At 39.4% G+C, this 16301-nt stretch carries 21 protein-coding genes; 20 read left to right on the forward strand and 1 reads right to left on the reverse strand.

Annotated features, from left to right (window positions below; all coding sequences use genetic code 11):
• Positions 1-9 precede the first annotated feature (9 nt).
• The 15 genes from proB (at position 10) to PLK24_RS00415 (ending at position 12341) form a co-directional block, all read left to right on the forward strand.
• Positions 10-1155: a glutamate 5-kinase gene (gene proB, locus PLK24_RS00345; protein WP_324475682.1), complete on the forward strand. Its 1146-nt coding sequence runs from the start codon at positions 10-12 to the stop codon at positions 1153-1155.
• Positions 1148-2401, forward strand: a complete 1254-nt coding sequence (locus PLK24_RS00350; RefSeq protein WP_324475683.1) for a glutamate-5-semialdehyde dehydrogenase — start codon at positions 1148-1150, stop codon at positions 2399-2401. Before proB ends, PLK24_RS00350 begins: the two co-directional genes overlap by 8 nt.
• A 52-nt stretch (positions 2402-2453) precedes the next feature.
• Positions 2454-3041, forward strand: a complete 588-nt coding sequence (nadD, locus tag PLK24_RS00355) for a nicotinate-nucleotide adenylyltransferase (RefSeq protein WP_324475684.1) — start codon at positions 2454-2456, stop codon at positions 3039-3041.
• Positions 3034-3627, forward strand: coding sequence for a bis(5'-nucleosyl)-tetraphosphatase (symmetrical) YqeK (gene yqeK, locus PLK24_RS00360; protein ID WP_324475685.1), 594 nt, complete (start codon positions 3034-3036; stop codon positions 3625-3627). The genes nadD and yqeK overlap by 8 nt, the downstream gene beginning before the upstream one ends.
• The gene (locus PLK24_RS00365; protein ID WP_324475687.1) at positions 3596-4501 is read left to right on the forward strand and encodes an LCP family protein; all 906 of its coding nucleotides are present in this window, start codon (positions 3596-3598) and stop codon (positions 4499-4501) included. The genes yqeK and PLK24_RS00365 overlap by 32 nt, the downstream gene beginning before the upstream one ends.
• A complete protein-coding gene (gene rsfS, locus PLK24_RS00370) occupies positions 4491-4865 on the forward strand; it encodes a ribosome silencing factor (RefSeq protein ID WP_324475688.1) in 375 nt (124 codons plus the stop codon). The genes PLK24_RS00365 and rsfS overlap by 11 nt, the downstream gene beginning before the upstream one ends.
• Before the next feature lie 196 nt (positions 4866-5061).
• Positions 5062-6258, forward strand: a complete 1197-nt coding sequence (gene metK, locus PLK24_RS00375) for a methionine adenosyltransferase (RefSeq protein WP_324475689.1) — start codon at positions 5062-5064, stop codon at positions 6256-6258.
• A gap of 12 nt (positions 6259-6270) precedes the next feature.
• Positions 6271-7527, forward strand: a complete 1257-nt coding sequence (locus tag PLK24_RS00380; RefSeq protein ID WP_324475690.1) for an adenosylhomocysteinase — start codon at positions 6271-6273, stop codon at positions 7525-7527.
• 114 nt (positions 7528-7641) lie between these two features.
• On the forward strand, positions 7642-8055 hold the full coding sequence (rpsF, locus tag PLK24_RS00385; protein WP_324475691.1) for a 30S ribosomal protein S6: 414 nt from the start codon (positions 7642-7644) through the stop codon (positions 8053-8055).
• A gap of 7 nt (positions 8056-8062) precedes the next feature.
• Positions 8063-8365 (forward strand): single-stranded DNA-binding protein, encoded by a 303-nt coding sequence (locus PLK24_RS00390; RefSeq protein WP_324475692.1) that lies wholly within the window; start codon positions 8063-8065, stop codon positions 8363-8365.
• 35 nt (positions 8366-8400) lie between these two features.
• On the forward strand, positions 8401-8646 hold the full coding sequence (gene rpsR, locus PLK24_RS00395) for a 30S ribosomal protein S18 (RefSeq protein WP_324475693.1): 246 nt from the start codon (positions 8401-8403) through the stop codon (positions 8644-8646).
• Between the two features lie 21 nt (positions 8647-8667).
• On the forward strand, positions 8668-9576 hold the full coding sequence (locus PLK24_RS00400) for a YybS family protein (protein ID WP_324475694.1): 909 nt from the start codon (positions 8668-8670) through the stop codon (positions 9574-9576).
• A 79-nt stretch (positions 9577-9655) separates the two neighbouring features.
• Positions 9656-10144, forward strand: a complete 489-nt coding sequence (gene rplI / locus PLK24_RS00405; RefSeq protein WP_324475695.1) for a 50S ribosomal protein L9 — start codon at positions 9656-9658, stop codon at positions 10142-10144.
• Entirely contained in the window at positions 10138-11490 is a 1353-nt protein-coding gene (gene dnaB / locus PLK24_RS00410; RefSeq protein ID WP_502876034.1) for a replicative DNA helicase, read from the forward strand. The genes rplI and dnaB overlap by 7 nt, the downstream gene beginning before the upstream one ends.
• A 77-nt stretch (positions 11491-11567) precedes the next feature.
• Positions 11568-12341, forward strand: coding sequence for a basic amino acid ABC transporter substrate-binding protein (locus PLK24_RS00415; RefSeq protein WP_324475696.1), 774 nt, complete (start codon positions 11568-11570; stop codon positions 12339-12341).
• 40 nt (positions 12342-12381) lie between these two features.
• Here the strand turns inward: PLK24_RS00415 and PLK24_RS00420 are convergent, their stop codons facing one another.
• Positions 12382-12636 (reverse strand): hypothetical protein, encoded by a 255-nt coding sequence (locus tag PLK24_RS00420; protein WP_324475697.1) that lies wholly within the window; start codon positions 12634-12636, stop codon positions 12382-12384.
• 2 nt (positions 12637-12638) lie between these two features.
• Between PLK24_RS00420 and ehuC the strand changes: the two genes are divergently transcribed.
• From ehuC to PLK24_RS00445, 5 genes are all read left to right on the forward strand, one after another.
• On the forward strand, positions 12639-13295 hold the full coding sequence (ehuC, locus tag PLK24_RS00425; protein WP_324475698.1) for an ectoine/hydroxyectoine ABC transporter permease subunit EhuC: 657 nt from the start codon (positions 12639-12641) through the stop codon (positions 13293-13295).
• Complete coding sequence (locus PLK24_RS00430) at positions 13288-14028, forward strand: amino acid ABC transporter ATP-binding protein (protein WP_324475699.1); 741 nt, start codon at positions 13288-13290, stop codon at positions 14026-14028. The genes ehuC and PLK24_RS00430 overlap by 8 nt, the downstream gene beginning before the upstream one ends.
• Before the next feature lie 40 nt (positions 14029-14068).
• Entirely contained in the window at positions 14069-15358 is a 1290-nt protein-coding gene (locus PLK24_RS00435) for a homoserine dehydrogenase (RefSeq protein ID WP_324475700.1), read from the forward strand.
• 201 nt (positions 15359-15559) lie between these two features.
• On the forward strand, positions 15560-15724 hold the full coding sequence (locus PLK24_RS00440) for a hypothetical protein (RefSeq protein WP_324475701.1): 165 nt from the start codon (positions 15560-15562) through the stop codon (positions 15722-15724).
• A 154-nt stretch (positions 15725-15878) separates the two neighbouring features.
• On the forward strand, positions 15879-16190 hold the full coding sequence (locus PLK24_RS00445) for a hypothetical protein (protein ID WP_324475702.1): 312 nt from the start codon (positions 15879-15881) through the stop codon (positions 16188-16190).
• Positions 16191-16301 lie beyond the last annotated feature (111 nt).

The following is a 16301-nucleotide window of genomic DNA, read 5'->3' on the forward strand; positions in this document are numbered from 1 at the left end:
AATAAACCGATGAAGCGAATTGATTTTATTGAAAACAGCCGGGTGGTCGTTATAAAAGTCGGGAGTTCATTGTTGGTTAAAAATTTTGTTTTAGAAATTCCCCGATTAGAGGAATTAGCTCGAAACATTCATCAACTCCGTCAAAGTGGCAAAAAAGTCATTTTAGTGACATCAGGTGCTATGGCTTGTGGAATGAGTCGTTTAGGGTTGAAACGAAAAAGAAACGATATCCCGTTCAAACAAGCAATGGCAGCAGTAGGCCAAGGTATTCTTATGCAGAATTATTGCCAGGTATTTTCTCGAATTGGTATTCCAGTTGCCCAGATATTGTTAGCACCGGAAGACGTTCATAATCGACATAAATATCTCAATGCCCGTAATACCTTTCAAACCATTCTCGATTTCAATGTTTTGCCGATTGTTAACGAAAACGACACCGTTGCCATAGCAGAATTAAAATTTGGTGATAATGATCGCCTATCAGCCTTGGTGGCTTCACTAATCAATGCCCAGCTTCTTATCATCCTTTCTGACATTGAGGGACTGTTTACCTCTGATCCCAAAAAAAACTCCGAAGCTATCCTCATAAAAGAAGTTGAGAGGATAGATGATAAAATTGAAAGGATGGCTGGCCGGGAGGGGAGCAATATTTCAACTGGTGGGATGAAAAGTAAAATTATGGCTAGTCGTATGGCGACCTTTTCGGGTATTGGGGTCATCTTGGCTTTGGGGAAGGATTTTTCTATTATTCAAAGAATATTTGCTGGCGATGAAGTTGGAACTTTCTTTTACCCTCAGACCAAGGTCCTCAAAAACCGGAAGCGTTGGATTGCCTTTGGAATGATGACCCGAGGTCGGGTTATCATCGATGAGGGTGCTTATTTCGCTTTAATGAGAAATAAAAGCTTATTACCAGCAGGGATCAAGGGAGTAGAAGGCGTTTTTGATTCAGGTGACTGCATTGAAGTTGTCAATGAAGAAGGTCAATCGGTTGCCAAGGGTTTGGTGAACTTTTCATCGACAGAGTTAAAGAAAATCCGTGGTTTACATACTACTGAGTTACAGGAAGTTTTTTTTGATCAAGAGATAAATACTGAAGTGATTCATGTTGATAACTTAGTGTTATTCAATCGGGAGGAGAAAGACAATGGCTGAAGATATGAAGGTTCAGGTTCAGAAAGCAAAAAAGGCTGCTCAGTTGCTGGCGACGGTTTCAACCCAGAAAAAAAATGATTTTCTTGGGGATCTGGCTCAACGTTTAGAAGGAGAACAATCTCGGATTGAGCAGGAAAACCAAAAAGATGTAAAAATTGCTGTAGAAAACAATATGAAATCCGGGTTCATTGATCGTTTAATCCTCAATAAAAAAAGAATTCAAGGAATGGCAGATGGTTTAAGACAAGTAGCGGCTCTTGCTGATCCGGTTGGGGAAGTTATGTCAGGCTGGAAGAGGCCGAATGGTTTAATGGTAACCAAAGTGAGAGTTCCACTGGGAGTCTTGGCGATTATTTATGAAGCTCGACCCAATGTGACCATCGATAGCATTGGATTAGGAATAAAATCTGGGAATTCCTTAGTTTTAAGAGGAAGTAGTTCCACCCTCAATTCGAACCGATTGCTAATCCTTTTAGCCCGCGAATCTCTCCGTCAATATTCTCTTCCTGAAGATTCGGTTCAGCTCATTGAAAGTACCAGCCACGATGACATTGCTCAGCTGCTGGCCCTGAGAGAGTATATTGATGTAGCGATCCCCCGAGGAGGTACTGGTTTGATTCATAACGTTGTGACTCATTCTCAAGTGCCGGTTATTGAAACCGGTGTTGGGAATTGTCATGTTTATGTTGATAAAGAAGCCGATTTAGGGATGGCAGAAAGGATTGTTATGAACGCGAAAATCCAACGACCGAGTGTTTGTAATGCTGTAGAAACATTATTAATTCACCAGGATATTGCCAAAATATTTCTACCCCAAGTCTCTATGTCTCTCAAAAAAGCTGGAGTTGAAATTCGAGGCTGTGAGCAAGCTCGTCAAATTCTTCCTGATTTGATTCCGGCGACCGAGGATGATTGGAAAACCGAGTATCTCGACTTGATTTTAGCGGTTAAGGTAGTTAAAACTCTAAATGAAGCCATCGAGCACATCAATACTTATGGAACCCGCCATTCTGAATCAATAATTACCGAAAATTATTCGAATGCCAAGAATTTTATGGAGAAGGTTGACTCAGCAGCGGTTTATGTCAATGCTTCAACTCGTTTTACCGATGGAGAGCAATTTGGTCTGGGAGCAGAAATAGGTATTAGTACTCAGAAAATTCATGCCCGGGGACCCATGGGATTGCAAGAATTAACCACAATAAAATACGTGGTTTATGGAACCGGGCAGATTCGGAACGCTTAAAAAATTAAAAAACAATATTTGAACCAGATATTCCAAGGAGAGATAGGTTTAGATGAAAAAAGGTATTATGGGTGGTACTTTTGATCCGATCCACTTGGGACATTTAGTTACTGCTGAAGAAGTGAGAGATTATTTTCATTTAGACGAGGTGGTTTTTGTTCCTTCAGCACGACCACCCCATAAGGTTGGACAAGTGATAACCAGTCCCGAGCATCGGTATTTAATGGTGGTATTGGCGACTATTACCAATCCCTATTTTCGAGTTTCCCGAGTGGAGTTGGAACGGGTTGGACCTTCCTATGCAGTTGATACACTGCGATATTTTCGTGAATTTTGGGGAGATGAAAGTGAAATCTATTTTATCACCGGAGCCGATGCTTTTGCACAGATTTCAAGCTGGAACAATCCTGAGGAGCTTTTCCGATTATGTACCTTTGTGGCAGCAACTCGACCTGGCTATAAAATGGTGAGTATGGAAGAGAAATATCGACAAAAGGTGAAAATGATCGAAGTATCTGCTCTGGCCATTGCCTCGTCAGAAATTCGGCGACGGGTCAAAAAGGGAGAATCAATTAAATATTTGGTTCCCGAAGCCGTTGAAAACTATATTAAAAAAAACGGGCTTTATGTCAATGAATGAGTATATCACTAAGCAGCTTAAAAATATGATTTCTCCCTCACGATTCAATCACTCAATTCGAGTTGCCGAGGAAGCCAGAACGCTGGCAGTTGATTTTGGTGAAGATCCAGAAAAGTCCTATTTAGCAGGTCTTCTCCATGATTCAGCAAGAGCTCTTGCTTGTAAGGAGATGGTTCAATATATCCCGCCCTTTTTTCTTCCAATTGGCTATTCTATTCCGGCTATATTTCATGCTTTTGCAGGTCCCCGATTTATTGCTGAGCAGTTTGGCATTACAGATTATTCAATACTTCGTGCTGTTTGCTGGCATGCAACTGCCTGTGAAGATATGAGTAATTTTGATAAAATACTTTTTGTGGCTGATTTATCGGAAAGTGGACGTCGATTCCAAGAAAGTGATACAATTCGTGAAGCTTTGCAGAGAGGACTTCAAGTAGCTTTTACAAAAACTTTAGAAATGAAAGTGAATTATTTACTTTCAACAAAGAAAATTATTTATCCAGCCAGCTTGGAAGCTTGGAATAAAATTATTGGAATATCCATAGAGGAAGCGAATGAAAAGAAGCAGAAGAAAGAAAAGTTATAAATATTTATATTTAGCCATTGGGTTTATTATAGGCGGAATCCTTTTTTTTGGTCTCAATAATCATAATATTCGGAATAAATTGGTACAAACGGTTATGGGTTATGCCCCACCAGAAAGTACCACTATTTTAGTAGTTGGTCAGGATAGCATTAAACCCTTGCGGAGTGATACCATTATTTTACTTTGTCTCAACACCAAGAGTGAAGAAATTCTTTTGTTTTCCATCCCCCGCGATACCCGCATTGAAGTACCGGGTAATGGATATGATAAAGTCAATCATTCTTATGCCAAGGGCGGGATCCAACTTCTCAAAGAAACGATTGAGAAAAACTTAGACATTCATATTCCTTATACAGTAGAAATCAACTATCAAGGATTTGAAAAGGTTATTGACCTGTTGGGCGGAGTGGAAATTGACGTAGAAAGTGATATGAAATACACTGATCGAGCTCAGGACTTGGTAATCAATATTTCAGCAGGCAAACAGCGCCTGAAGGGCGATAAAGCCTTACAATATGTTCGGTATCGTAATGATAAGTTGGGAGATATTGGTCGAATCAAAAGGCAGCAAAATTTTCTTCAGGCTTTATTTCATGAGATTGATAATCCCTTAAATCTTCCTAAAATGCCACAAATTATCCAAGAATTACGTCAAGCCTTGATAACCAATTTTTCCAATGAAGAACTTATTAATTTAGGTCTTTGGTTTAAGGACTTAAATGAAAGAGTGATGATAACCGATATGATGCCAGGGGAAGCAGCCTATATAGAGGGGGTAAGTTATTGGGAACCAGATTTAGACACATCAAAAAAGTTGGTTACCGAATTCTTTCTCAAAGAGAAAAGAGTAGAGGAACAGCCGAATGAATCCTAAAGAAAAATGTTTAATCGTTTTGGATGTCGCCGATGAAAAGAAAATGCAGGACGTTGTAATTCTTGACCTGAGGGATGTTTTTCCCGTGGCTGATTATTGGGTTATTGGCAGTGCTGCGACATTTATCCAAACCAAAGCTATTGCCGAGGAAATAAAAAAGACCTTGGACTCCTACTCAGTTCAACCCTTTCATATTGAGGGATTCGATGTTGGTGAATGGATTCTTATGGATTACGGTGATGTTATCGTTCATATTTTTCGAGAGGAAGAGAGACACTATTATCTGTTGGAAAAGTTATGGAGAAATGCTCATTTGGTTTATTCTAAGGAATTACAGATAAATAAGATCAGCGAAATAGATTGACATCGTAGTGGAAAATATGTTATTTTACAGCTTTGGGTTCTCATCATACTATGAGTTTAATCCCAGATAAAAAAGGTGAAGAGAAACTAATTTTTATAAAAACCATGATAAAAAGTACCGATGAGGCAGTGATAGAATACAAATTATTAAATTGATAATTCGAAAATGAAGTCGGTATGAAAAGGGAGGTCAAAAAATGCCAGGGAAAAAGTATCAAATAACGTCGGAATCAGTAACCGAGGGCCATCCCGATAAAATGGCGGACCAGATTTCGGATGCCATCCTGGATGCTATTTACGAACAAGATACTAAAGGTCGTGTTGCTGTCGAGACTTTAGTGGCGACTGGAATGGTAATGATTGCAGGTCAAATCAGTACCTCATGCTATGTTGATATTCCACGAGTGGCAAGAGAAACTATTCGTGAAATTGGCTATACGCGGGCTAAATTTGGATTTGATTATGCAACCTGTTCGGTTCTAACTGCCATTGATGAACAATCACCTGATATTGCTTTAGGGGTCAATAAAAGTCTCGAATCAAAATTAGGTGAAACAACCGAGGACGAAGATCTTTCTCTGGGAGCCGGCGATCAGGGATTAATGTTTGGGTATGCAACCAATGAAACTATCGAGATGCTTCCCTTTCCAATCGCAATGGCACATCGACTGGCTTACCGTTTAGCCGAGGTAAGAAAGAAAGGAATATTTTCTTACCTGCGTCCTGACGGAAAGACTCAAGTTACAGTAAATTACCTTGACGGAATACCTCAGAATATCGATACGATAATTATTGCTGCTCAGCATCATCCCGATGTTAACCATCAAACTATTGAAACAAACCTGGTAGAAGAAGTTATTCGTCCGGTGATACCGGCTGAATATATCAACAGTCAAACTCGTTTTTTGATAAATCCAACCGGCCGGTTTGTTATCGGAGGACCTCAGGGAGACACTGGTTTAACCGGTAGAAAAATTATTGTTGATACCTATGGTGGAATAGGCCGTCATGGGGGTGGATGTTTCTCTGGGAAAGATCCAACCAAAGTTGACCGTTCAGCCAGTTATGCTGCCCGTTATGTAGCAAAAAACATTGTCGCTGCTGGTCTTGCCGAAAAATGTGAAATACAAGTGGCTTATGCGATTGGTGTGGCGAAACCGGTTTCAATTTCGGTGGAAACTTTCGGAACCGGTAGGATTTCCGATGAAGAGATTCTGGATATTGTTAAAAAAACTTTTGATCTTAGACCAGGAGCGATTATTCGCGACCTGCGTCTTCGAAGGCCGATCTACAAGAAGACTGCTGCCTATGGTCATTTTGGTAGAAATGATCCCGATTTTACCTGGGAAAAGACGGATAAAGTGGAAATCATTCAGGATTTAGCCGGGATGTAAGAGGAGATTAGAATGGAATATCATATTAAAGATATTGAATTAGCACCGGCAGGAAGGAAAAAAATTGAATGGGTTCGCCGCGAGATGTCAGTCCTTTCAGGCATAGCAGAACAATGGAAAAAAGAAAAACCCCTGGATGGAGTCCTGATTGCGGCCTGTTTACACGTGACTTCTGAAACTGCCGTTCTGATGATAACCTTAAAAGAAGGTGGAGCAAAGGTAGCTCTTTGTGCTTCCAACCCCCTTAGCACTCAGGATGAAGTTGCCGCCTCTTTAGTAAAGGATTTTGGTATTAACGTTTATGCCATATGCGGGGAAGATCGTGAAACCTATTATCAACATATCGACAAAGTGTTAGAAACGAGTCCTCAGATTACTATGGATGATGGTGCGGATTTGGTGTCAACTCTTCATCAAAAAGGTGGATCTCGAATTTCCCAGGTTATAGGTGGAACAGAAGAGACAACTACCGGTGTAGTCCGATTAAAAAGTATGGCAAAAGCAGGTCAATTGCGGTATCCGGTGATTGCGGTCAATGATGCAGATACCAAGCATCTCTTTGATAACCGATATGGAACCGGTCAAAGTACTTTAGAGGGAATACTTCGGGCAACCCATATTCTTCTCAGCGGAAAAAAAGTTGTGGTAGTCGGGTATGGATGGTGCGGAAGAGGTATTGCCCTACGGGCTCGTGGAATGGGTGCGAGAGTTGGGATAGTCGAGATTAACCCGGTTAAAGCTTTGGAGGCATTGATGGATGGCTATGAAGTGATGCCTATGTTGGATGCTGCGGCTTGGGGGGATCTTTTTATAACAGTTACTGGGAATATTTCTGTCATTCGTAAAGAGCATTTTCTCCAAATGAATGATGGTGCGATTCTGTGCAATTCCGGTCATTTTAATGTCGAGATAGATCAAGAAGATTTGGAATCAGTGAGCGTCAACCGGAGGGAAGTTCGACCATTGGTTGAAGAGTTTACCTTATCCAATGGAAAAAAACTCTTCTTTTTGGCTGAAGGAAGACTGGTGAATCTGGCTTGTGCCGAAGGTCATCCTCCAACTGTTATGGACATGAGTTTTGCCAACCAGGCTTTATCGGTGAAATATTTAAAAGAACAAGCAATCTCCCTTGAAAATCAAGTATATAAAGTTCCCGATGATATCGATATGAACGTTGCTGGTTTAAAGCTATCTTCTTTATCAGTAAAAATTGAGGAACTCACTCCTCGTCAAAAAAAGTATTTGGCTTCGTGGGAGGAAGGAACTTAAGCTATTCGATAAAAACCAATCATCCATGAAGTTAAATTGTTAAATAAATGAAGAATTTTTTCCCTGTTTCGTCTTCAATAAGATGAAACCAAACGACCGAAGGGAGGACATGAAATGAATCAGTACGAATTAGGAATGGTTCTTCGATCAACTTTGACCGAAGAAGAAGTCAGTCAGGTTATTGAAAATGTAAAGTCTCGGATAGCAGAACTCGGAGGAGAATGCACCGGGACTAATTTATGGGGAAAGAGGCGTCTCGCTCATCCCATTAACAAACAAACTGAAGGAATTTACGTGTTTTTTAACTTCTCGCTTTCTCCCCAATCAGTTAAGGAACTGGTTAGAACTGTTCAGTTTATCGATTCGGCTCTACGTCATATCCTGGTGAAAGAAGAAAAGAAAAAGGTTGCTGTAAAAGAAAATAAACCAGTGGAAGCGACCGTAATTGAAGACAGTCCCGAGCCACAACCTGAGGAAGTTGAAGCTTCTGATCCTGAAAGTAACGATGAACAAACTCCATCTGAATAGGATCATCTTGATAGGTCAAATAACCGATAAACCAGAACTTCGTTATGTACCAAGTGGTTCTCCTATATGCTCTTTTTCGATTGAAGTGTTGAGAGAAAAACCAAGTTCGACCGGTACAGCAGAAGAATTCGATGTATTTCCGGTTATTGCTTGGAACGATCAAGCCCTCTATTGCAGCCAGTCAATCGAAAAAGGGAGTTGGGCTTATTGTGAGGGATCGTTACAAATACGCACCTTTGGTGAAGTGGGTGCTCAGAAAAAAACGACAGTTGAAGTGATTCTTAAAGATATTTTTCGACTTCAGCAATAAAAAGAATTTAAAATATTAAGAGAGGTTAGATACTGATGAGATCTGAGCGAGATTCAGGAAAAAGATTTTTTAGACGTTCAAGAAAGAAAAATTGTATTTTCTGTGTTGAAAAAGGTCCAATCGATTATAAGGATATCAATCGTTTGGGACGTTTTATTAGTGAAAGAGGGAAGATTGTTCCGAAAAGAGTTACCAGTGTTTGTGCTAAACATCAAAGGGAACTTTCAATAGCCATCAAAAGAGCTCGGGAAATTGGTTTACTTCCCTATTCGCTTGATTAAATTCGACTCGATTGAAAAAAAATGAGGAAACTCAGACCTACTGTTGAGGGAGCTTTCTTGGCTGCCTTAACAGTAGTTTTATATTTATCAAGTGTTTACCTACCATTATTCGGTTTCTTTTTAAGTTTTTTTTGTCCATTACCGGTATTGTTTTTAGTAGTTCGCTGGGATTTAAGAACTGGTGCTTTAGCTGCCGGTGTAGCCACTCTATTAGTCGCTTTTACCGGTTTAATTCCAGCCCTAATCTGTATTAGTTATACTCTGATTGGAATTTTTTTGGGATATGCAATCAAAAAGAAATATTCTTTTTTTGAAGTAATCGGTTTCGGCAGTTTGGTATCGCTTTTATCTAAGATTGCATTAATCGGTTTTGCACTCCTCATAACCGGAATCAACCCGATTGTTGAAAACCTTCAAATCATGGAGGAAGCCTTTCAAAGGACTTCTCAAGTGTTTGGAGGAATTGGGGAGGAAAACTTTCAGCAAATAGTAACCTTGATAAACCTTGCTCTTCCGGCAATATTAGTGGTAGCTTCCATACTTGATACCACCATTAATTTTTTTTTGGGATCATGGGTAGGGAAGAAAATCGGAATACCCTTTCCAGAATATCCAGCCTTTCGGAACTGGAAATTCCCGGTTTCGGTTTTTTGGATGTTTATCCTGAGTTGGATGTTTGTCTTGTTTGGCGGGGAAACCATTTACGGAAGAATCGGTCTCAACTTACAAATTGTAACGCAATCTCTTTTTATCGTTCAGGGAGTTGCCATTGTATATTACTTTCTGAGTCGCTATATTCAATCTCGTGGTGTAAAAATAATAATTCTTTTATTTGTGGTATTCCAGCCAATATTTAGTACGATTTTAAGCTGGTTAGGAGTTCTCGATACCTGGTTTGATTTTAGAAAAATGAGCTCACCAAAGGGATAATGCGAAGGATCAGTTCTCATGCTGTTTTGGGCTAATAAGTTTGAGGATAGAGGTTTCTTTGCAGAAAAGGAGTGATATTATGCAACTTATACTTTTACAAAAAGTGGAAAACCTCGGTGATGAAGGTGATGTTATCGAGGTAAAAGAAGGATACGCTAGAAATTATCTCCTTCCAAAGAAATTGGCGATTAAAGCGACCAAGGGGAGTTTGACTCAAATTGATATTTTGAAGCGCAAGAAAAAGCAAAGAGAAGAAAAAGAGTTAGATGCTATTCGTCAGCTTCAAAAAAAGGTAGACGGATTACGTCTTGAATTTAATAGAAAAGCTGGAGAAAAAGGAAAACTTTACGGTTCAGTAACTTCCAAAGAAATTGCTGATAAAATTGGAGAAATATTAGAATTAGAATTGGATCGTAAATTTATTGATCTTCCAGAACCAATCAAAGACCTAGGTGAAACCGAAGTTAAACTCCATTTTGGCAAAGGTATTTATGGGTCAGTACAGGTTCAGATTATCCCCGAAGAAAGTGTTCAACCGGATGTTTCAAAAGAGGTGAAAGAATCCTGAGTATAGAAAGAGTACCTCCCCAAAGTCTCGAAGCGGAACAAGCGACCTTGGGTTCAATGTTATTGGAGAGGAACGCTCTTCTTAAAGCATTGGAAATTCTTCGACCGGAAGATTATTATTATGATAACCATCGGATCATTTTTACTGCAATTGGCGAGCTTTTTGAAGAAGATAAAGCCTGTGACATTGTTACTCTGGCTGAAAAGCTCAGAGCGAAAAATCAACTGGAGACGGTGGGAGGTCTTGAATATTTAGCACTTTTAACCAATTTAGTTCCAACTGCAGCGAATGTTGAATATTATGCTCATATCGTTGAAGAGAAAGCTATTATTCGGTTTATAATTCAAATTTGTACCCAGATAATCAAAGAAAGTTATGAAAATCAAATCGATGCTACTGAATTACTTGATCGATCACAGCATATGATTTTGCAGTTATCGCAAAGCCGGATAAAAAGTGATTTTGTTGCTCTAAAAACAGTCATCAATGAAGCTTTTGATCGTATTGAGGACCTCTATCATCGTGATGAGCATATAACTGGCATTCCAACCGGTTTTGTTGATTTGGACAATATTACGGCTGGGTTTCATCCTTCCGAGCTGATTGTAATTGCAGCCAGACCTGGAATGGGAAAAACCAGTTTTTGCCTGAACATAGCTCAGCATGTGGGCATTAATAAAAAGATACCAGTGGCATTTTTCAGTCTTGAAATGTCACGAGATCACATTGCCCAAAGAATGCTTTGTGGAGAGGCCGGAATCGATGCATCTCGGGTGAGAAGAGGGCTTATTAATGAAAAAGATTGGCCGATATTAGCTTCAGCAGCTGGACGGTTAGCAAGCGCCTCAATATATATTGACGATACACCAGGAATTACCGTTCTTGAATTGCGTGCGAAAGCCAGGAGACTAAAGATAGAAAAAAATTTGGGCTTAGTCATCGTTGATTATTTACAATTAATGAGTGGCCATATACGAACCGAGAATCGACAACAAGAAATTTCAGAAATTTCGCGATCTTTAAAAGCCATGGCTCGGGAACTTGATGTACCAGTTGTTGCTGTTTCTCAATTAAGCAGAGCAGTGGAGCAGAGAAACCCCAAGCGGCCCCAGCTTTCGGACCTGCGTGAAAGTGGAGCGATTGAGCAGGATGCCGACTTGGTAATGTTTATATATCGGGAAGAGTATTATAATCCCAATACCCAGAGTAAAAAAAATATTGCTGAAGTTATCGTAGCCAAACAAAGAAATGGTCCGGTTGGTGCTGTCGAGCTTCTTTTTAGGAATGCTTTTACGAAATTTGAAAACTTATCACGTCGTAGCTATAATCCAGGGGTGGAAGAATAAAGTATTTGGCAGTTATCTTTTCATTGACATAAAATTCTTATCAATGATATTATTTTCAAAAATTGGGAGGGATTCATTTGAAAAAACACTTAGTAATTTTTTTAGTCATTATGGTTGGAATGATAGGTTTGAGTTCGTTGGCTATGGCGTCGACCCTGGATGATATAAAAGCACGGGGGACAATCATTATTGGGACGGATGCGACTTATCCACCGATGGAATATCATGATGAAGCAGGAAATATGATTGGTTTTGATATTGACCTTGGCAACGCCATTGCCGAGTTGTTGGGAGTCAAAGCGGAGTTTATTGATACAGCTTGGGATGGGATATTTCCAGCTTTGGATTCGAAAAAGTTTGATATCATCATGTCTTCGACTTCAATAACTGAAGAGCGGTTAAAGTCCAAAGACATGAGTGACCCTTATTATCAAACATCTCAAGCAATTGCGATTCGAAAAGATGATGACTCGATAAAAGGGCCAGAAGATTTAGTTGGGAAAGTAGTTGCGGTTCAAATTGGAACTACTGGAGATTTTGCTGTAAGCGAAATTGAAGGTATAAAAGAAATTAAACGTTTTGATACCACCGATAAAGCCTATATGGAAGTTATGAATAAAAGAGCTGATGCTGTCGTGAATGATTATTCTGAAGTATCATTCCGGATGACGCTTCTTCCTGATATGAAAGTTGCTGCTACATTCAAAGAAGGAGAAGATATTTACGGAATAACAATGCGTAAAGGTGAAACCGAATTATTAGCAGCCATCAATGAAGCAATTGCTAAATTAAAAGAATCGGGTAAATATCAGGAAATTCATGACAAATGGTTTACTGTTCCGGGAAATTAGAAGAGCAGAAACAGTTTTCATAAAAAATTTTTAATGGGCGCTATGAAATAGCGCCCATTTTTTCGGTATTTGAAAAAATATTGATTAAAATAAGTGTTTTCTGGTGGTCACATAACTCTTCGATTGTAAAAAACAGAAAAGATAGCATTTTTTCTTTTTTACTGTAGGCAGGAGTTGGATGCAGTTTAGGCTTAGATTTAAAAAAATGAGTTTTACCAATAAATAGTAAAAAAAACATTACCCAAGTGGGAATCAAACCACGATCAAAAATGTTCGAAGCGAAAGGAGGTACCATGGTTGCAATTTGACCTATCAGCACTCATTAAAGCTATTCCTGCTTTACTTTATGGAGCATCGGTTACCTTAAGAATTACAGTTTTATCAATCGCTATGGGTTTAGTAATTGGGTTTGTAACCGGCTTGGCACGGGTTTGGCCTAATATTGTATTCCGTACGGTTTCGAGTACCTATATCGAGCTTATACGAGGAACTCCTTTATTAGTTCAGATTTTTATTGTCTATTTTGGTTTACCTGCTTTGGGTCTCAATTTAGATCCTTTTATCGCAGGTATGATAGCTATGGGAATCAACAGCGGTGCCTATATCGGCGAAATTGTTCGAGGTGGCATTGAATCAATTGCTAAGGGTCAAATGGAAGCTGCCCGGTCTTTGGGGCTAACCTACTGGCAGGCCATGAGATACGTTATTCTTCCTCAAACATTGGTTCGGATCTTGCCAGCATTAGGTAATGAATTCATCGCATTATTGAAGGATTCATCTTTGGTATCAACCATTGCCATTGCGGAATTAACCCGTTCGGGACAGATCATTATAACCCGGACCTTTAAATCGTTTGAAATTTGGTCGGGGGTCGCTCTTTTTTATTTTATAATGACCTATACCATATCAAGAATTGTGAAATATTCTGAGAAGAGGTTACGTTACGGTGAGTAGGTGGGCTATTGAGGTCAATGGATTAAATAAATTTTTTAATACCAATCATGTATTAAAGAATATTGATATCCGAGTTCCTTTTGGTGAAGTGGTTTCCATAATCGGTGCATCCGGTTCGGGGAAAAGTACCTTTCTGCGCTGTTTAAATGGTATTGAAACCATACACAGTGGTGAAATTATTATTAACGGGGTCAAAATTACCGATAAAAAGGTTAATATAAATATTGTTCGGCAATCTATTGGAATGATATTCCAGAGTTTTAATCTTTTCCCTCATATGACAGTTTTAAGTAATATTACCCTAGCTCTCCAAAAAGTGAAGAAAATGTCTAAGGCGGAATCGGAAAAGGCATCTCTTCGTTTATTAGAAAAAGTCGGTTTGGAAGAAAAAGCTGATTCTTATCCCATTCAGCTTTCTGGTGGTCAACAACAAAGAGTGGCAATTGCACGAGCGTTGGCAATGAATCCCCGAGTGATGATGTTTGATGAGCCTACTTCAGCTTTAGACCCGGAAACAGTCAATGATGTTTTAGATGTTATGAAAGAATTGGCTCGGGAGGGAATGACAATGGTGGTTGTAACCCATGAAATGGGATTTGCACGAGAAGTTGCCGATCGAGTGGTGTATATTGATGAGGGGAGAATTATTGAGGACGGAAAGCCGGAAGATATTTTTTATAATCCGAAGAATCCTCGCTTACGGGATTTCCTAGGTAAAATTATTAATGTATAGTGAAGAGATTATTTTTAATTAAAAAATCAGAGGGAGAGACATGAGACAGATAAAAGTTGGAGTCATTGGATTTGGAACAGTTGGAATGGGCACCGTAAAAGCCCTTTGGAATCAAAAAGAAGAAATCGAAAAAGAATTAGGGGTAGGGATTAAAGTCGTTAAAATAGTTGACAAAGAATGGATGATTGGTCGACCTATGGTGGTTCCGCCGGATATTAAAAGTAGCGATCCATCAGAAGTGATTGATGACCCAGAAATAGAAATTGTCGTCGAAGCAGTTGGTGGAATCGATCCTGCTTTTGAATATGTTTCACAGGCTTTAGCCCGGGGAAAGACAGTTATTACTCCTAATAAAGAACTTATTGCAAAAAAGGGTCGAGAGTTATTTCAACTGGCTGCTCAGAATGAAACCGACGTTTATTTCGAGGGTGCGGTTGGAGGTGGGATACCAATAATCCATACCCTTAAAGAGCAACTTCTTGGCGACGACATCTTAGAGGTTATTGGGATAGTCAATGGAACAACGAACTATATTCTTTCAGAAATGTCTCTCAGAAAATCATCATTTGAAAAAGCTTTGGAAGAAGCAAAAAGAAAAGGATTTGCAGAGCCAGTACCAACAAATGATATAGAAGGATTTGATTCAACCTATAAAATTGCCATCTTGGCAACTTTATGTTTTCATGGACGAGTTGATGTCGATAAGGTATATCGGGAAGGAATTACCCGTATTTTAACTGATGATATCGAATACGCCCGAGAATTAGGATACACAATTAAGCTATTGGCAATTGCCCGAAGAATTGGAGAAGATATAGAACTTCGAGTTCAACCAGTTCTTCTACCGCTTTCTCATCCTCTCTCATCGGTGTTTGGAGTTGAAAACGCTATATATGTCCGTTCCCGGACCCGCGATTTGACATTTCGGGGTCCTGGTGCTGGTGGTGATGCAACCGGAAGTGCCATGGTTGGAGATATTATAGATGCCATCCGAAATATTAAGTATGCAGCCAGAGGACGGGTAGGGTGTACTTGTATGAGAGACTTAACTGTTCTTCCTATGGAGAGCTTACTATCCCAAAATTGTGTTCGAGTTTTAGCCTTAGACGTTCCAGGAGTGTTGGGTAAAATCGCCAGCGAGTTTGGTAATTCAGGGGTCAGTTTGTCAGCTGTCAAACAACCGATTAGCACTCCAGGTAAGCTAACTAATATTTATTTTTTAACCCATCGAATTCAAGAGAGAAATATACAAAATGCCATTAAAAGTATCCAAAAACTCGATGTGGTCAAAGATGTATATGCCATCCGAGTGGAAGATGGTGAATCCTAAAAAAGTGTTTTCTTAAAATATTTATTGTCATGAGCGTAGTGATAGTTTGCAATCCGAGGGTTCAGGATGGTATTTTTTTTAAAATTCTTCCATAAAGGCTTGATTTATCATACCTATTCCGTCATTCTGAGGAGTCCGTTGTCTTCTACCGGACGATGTAAGAATCTTATCCACCTTCTCCGTCATTCTGAGGAGCGTATTATGCGACGTAAGAATCTCATCATTGAAAATATTTATAAAGAAAGAAACAAAAAGGTGAGATCCTCACGGATTCGAAAAGCGAAGCTTCGGGATGGTGCATTGCTAAAATTACCTCTTGCCAAGATTTTTAACTCCTTCTCCCTTGATGGGAGAAGGTTAGGATGAGGATGAAAACCCAAGATTCGACATGCCATGGCAGGTCGCTACATTAAACGGGCACAATTCATTGTGCCCCTACGGATAAGATATTCATTTGTAGGGGCTTGGCAAGCCAAACCCTCAGATTATTAAGATTTCACCAAAGAAAGGAGGTAATAAAATGGAACCAGAAGAAATGAAAACTATCTTGCATTGTGTTCGCTGTCAAAAAGACTGTGAGCATGTTGTCATTTACCATAGAGGAATGATTTCATCAATTGTTTGTCAAGAGTGCGGCATTGAAATTGGATTTGACCAAAAAAAGCTTATGGCTTGCTATGGAGAAGACTTGGTCAACCGGGTACTAACCAAACCACGCCGAATTACTGAAGAATATGAAAAAGACCTTATAAAGTTTATGAAAGACATTCCCTTTCGTATCATAACCAAACCTTATCGTTTGATTAAGGAAATTGATCCTTTTAAGAATTGAAAAATTCGGTTCTCTCCGCACCTCAATATTGACTTGTAAACCACTATACCGCTTTGTATTAAAAAATGATTCGGGGAAAACACATAATTTAAGCCGTTATTATGAAGAGAG

Origin of the sequence: Atribacter sp., from assembly GCF_035418125.1 — a bacterium.
Taxonomy (GTDB): domain Bacteria; phylum Atribacterota; class Atribacteria; order Atribacterales; family Atribacteraceae; genus Atribacter; species Atribacter allofermentans.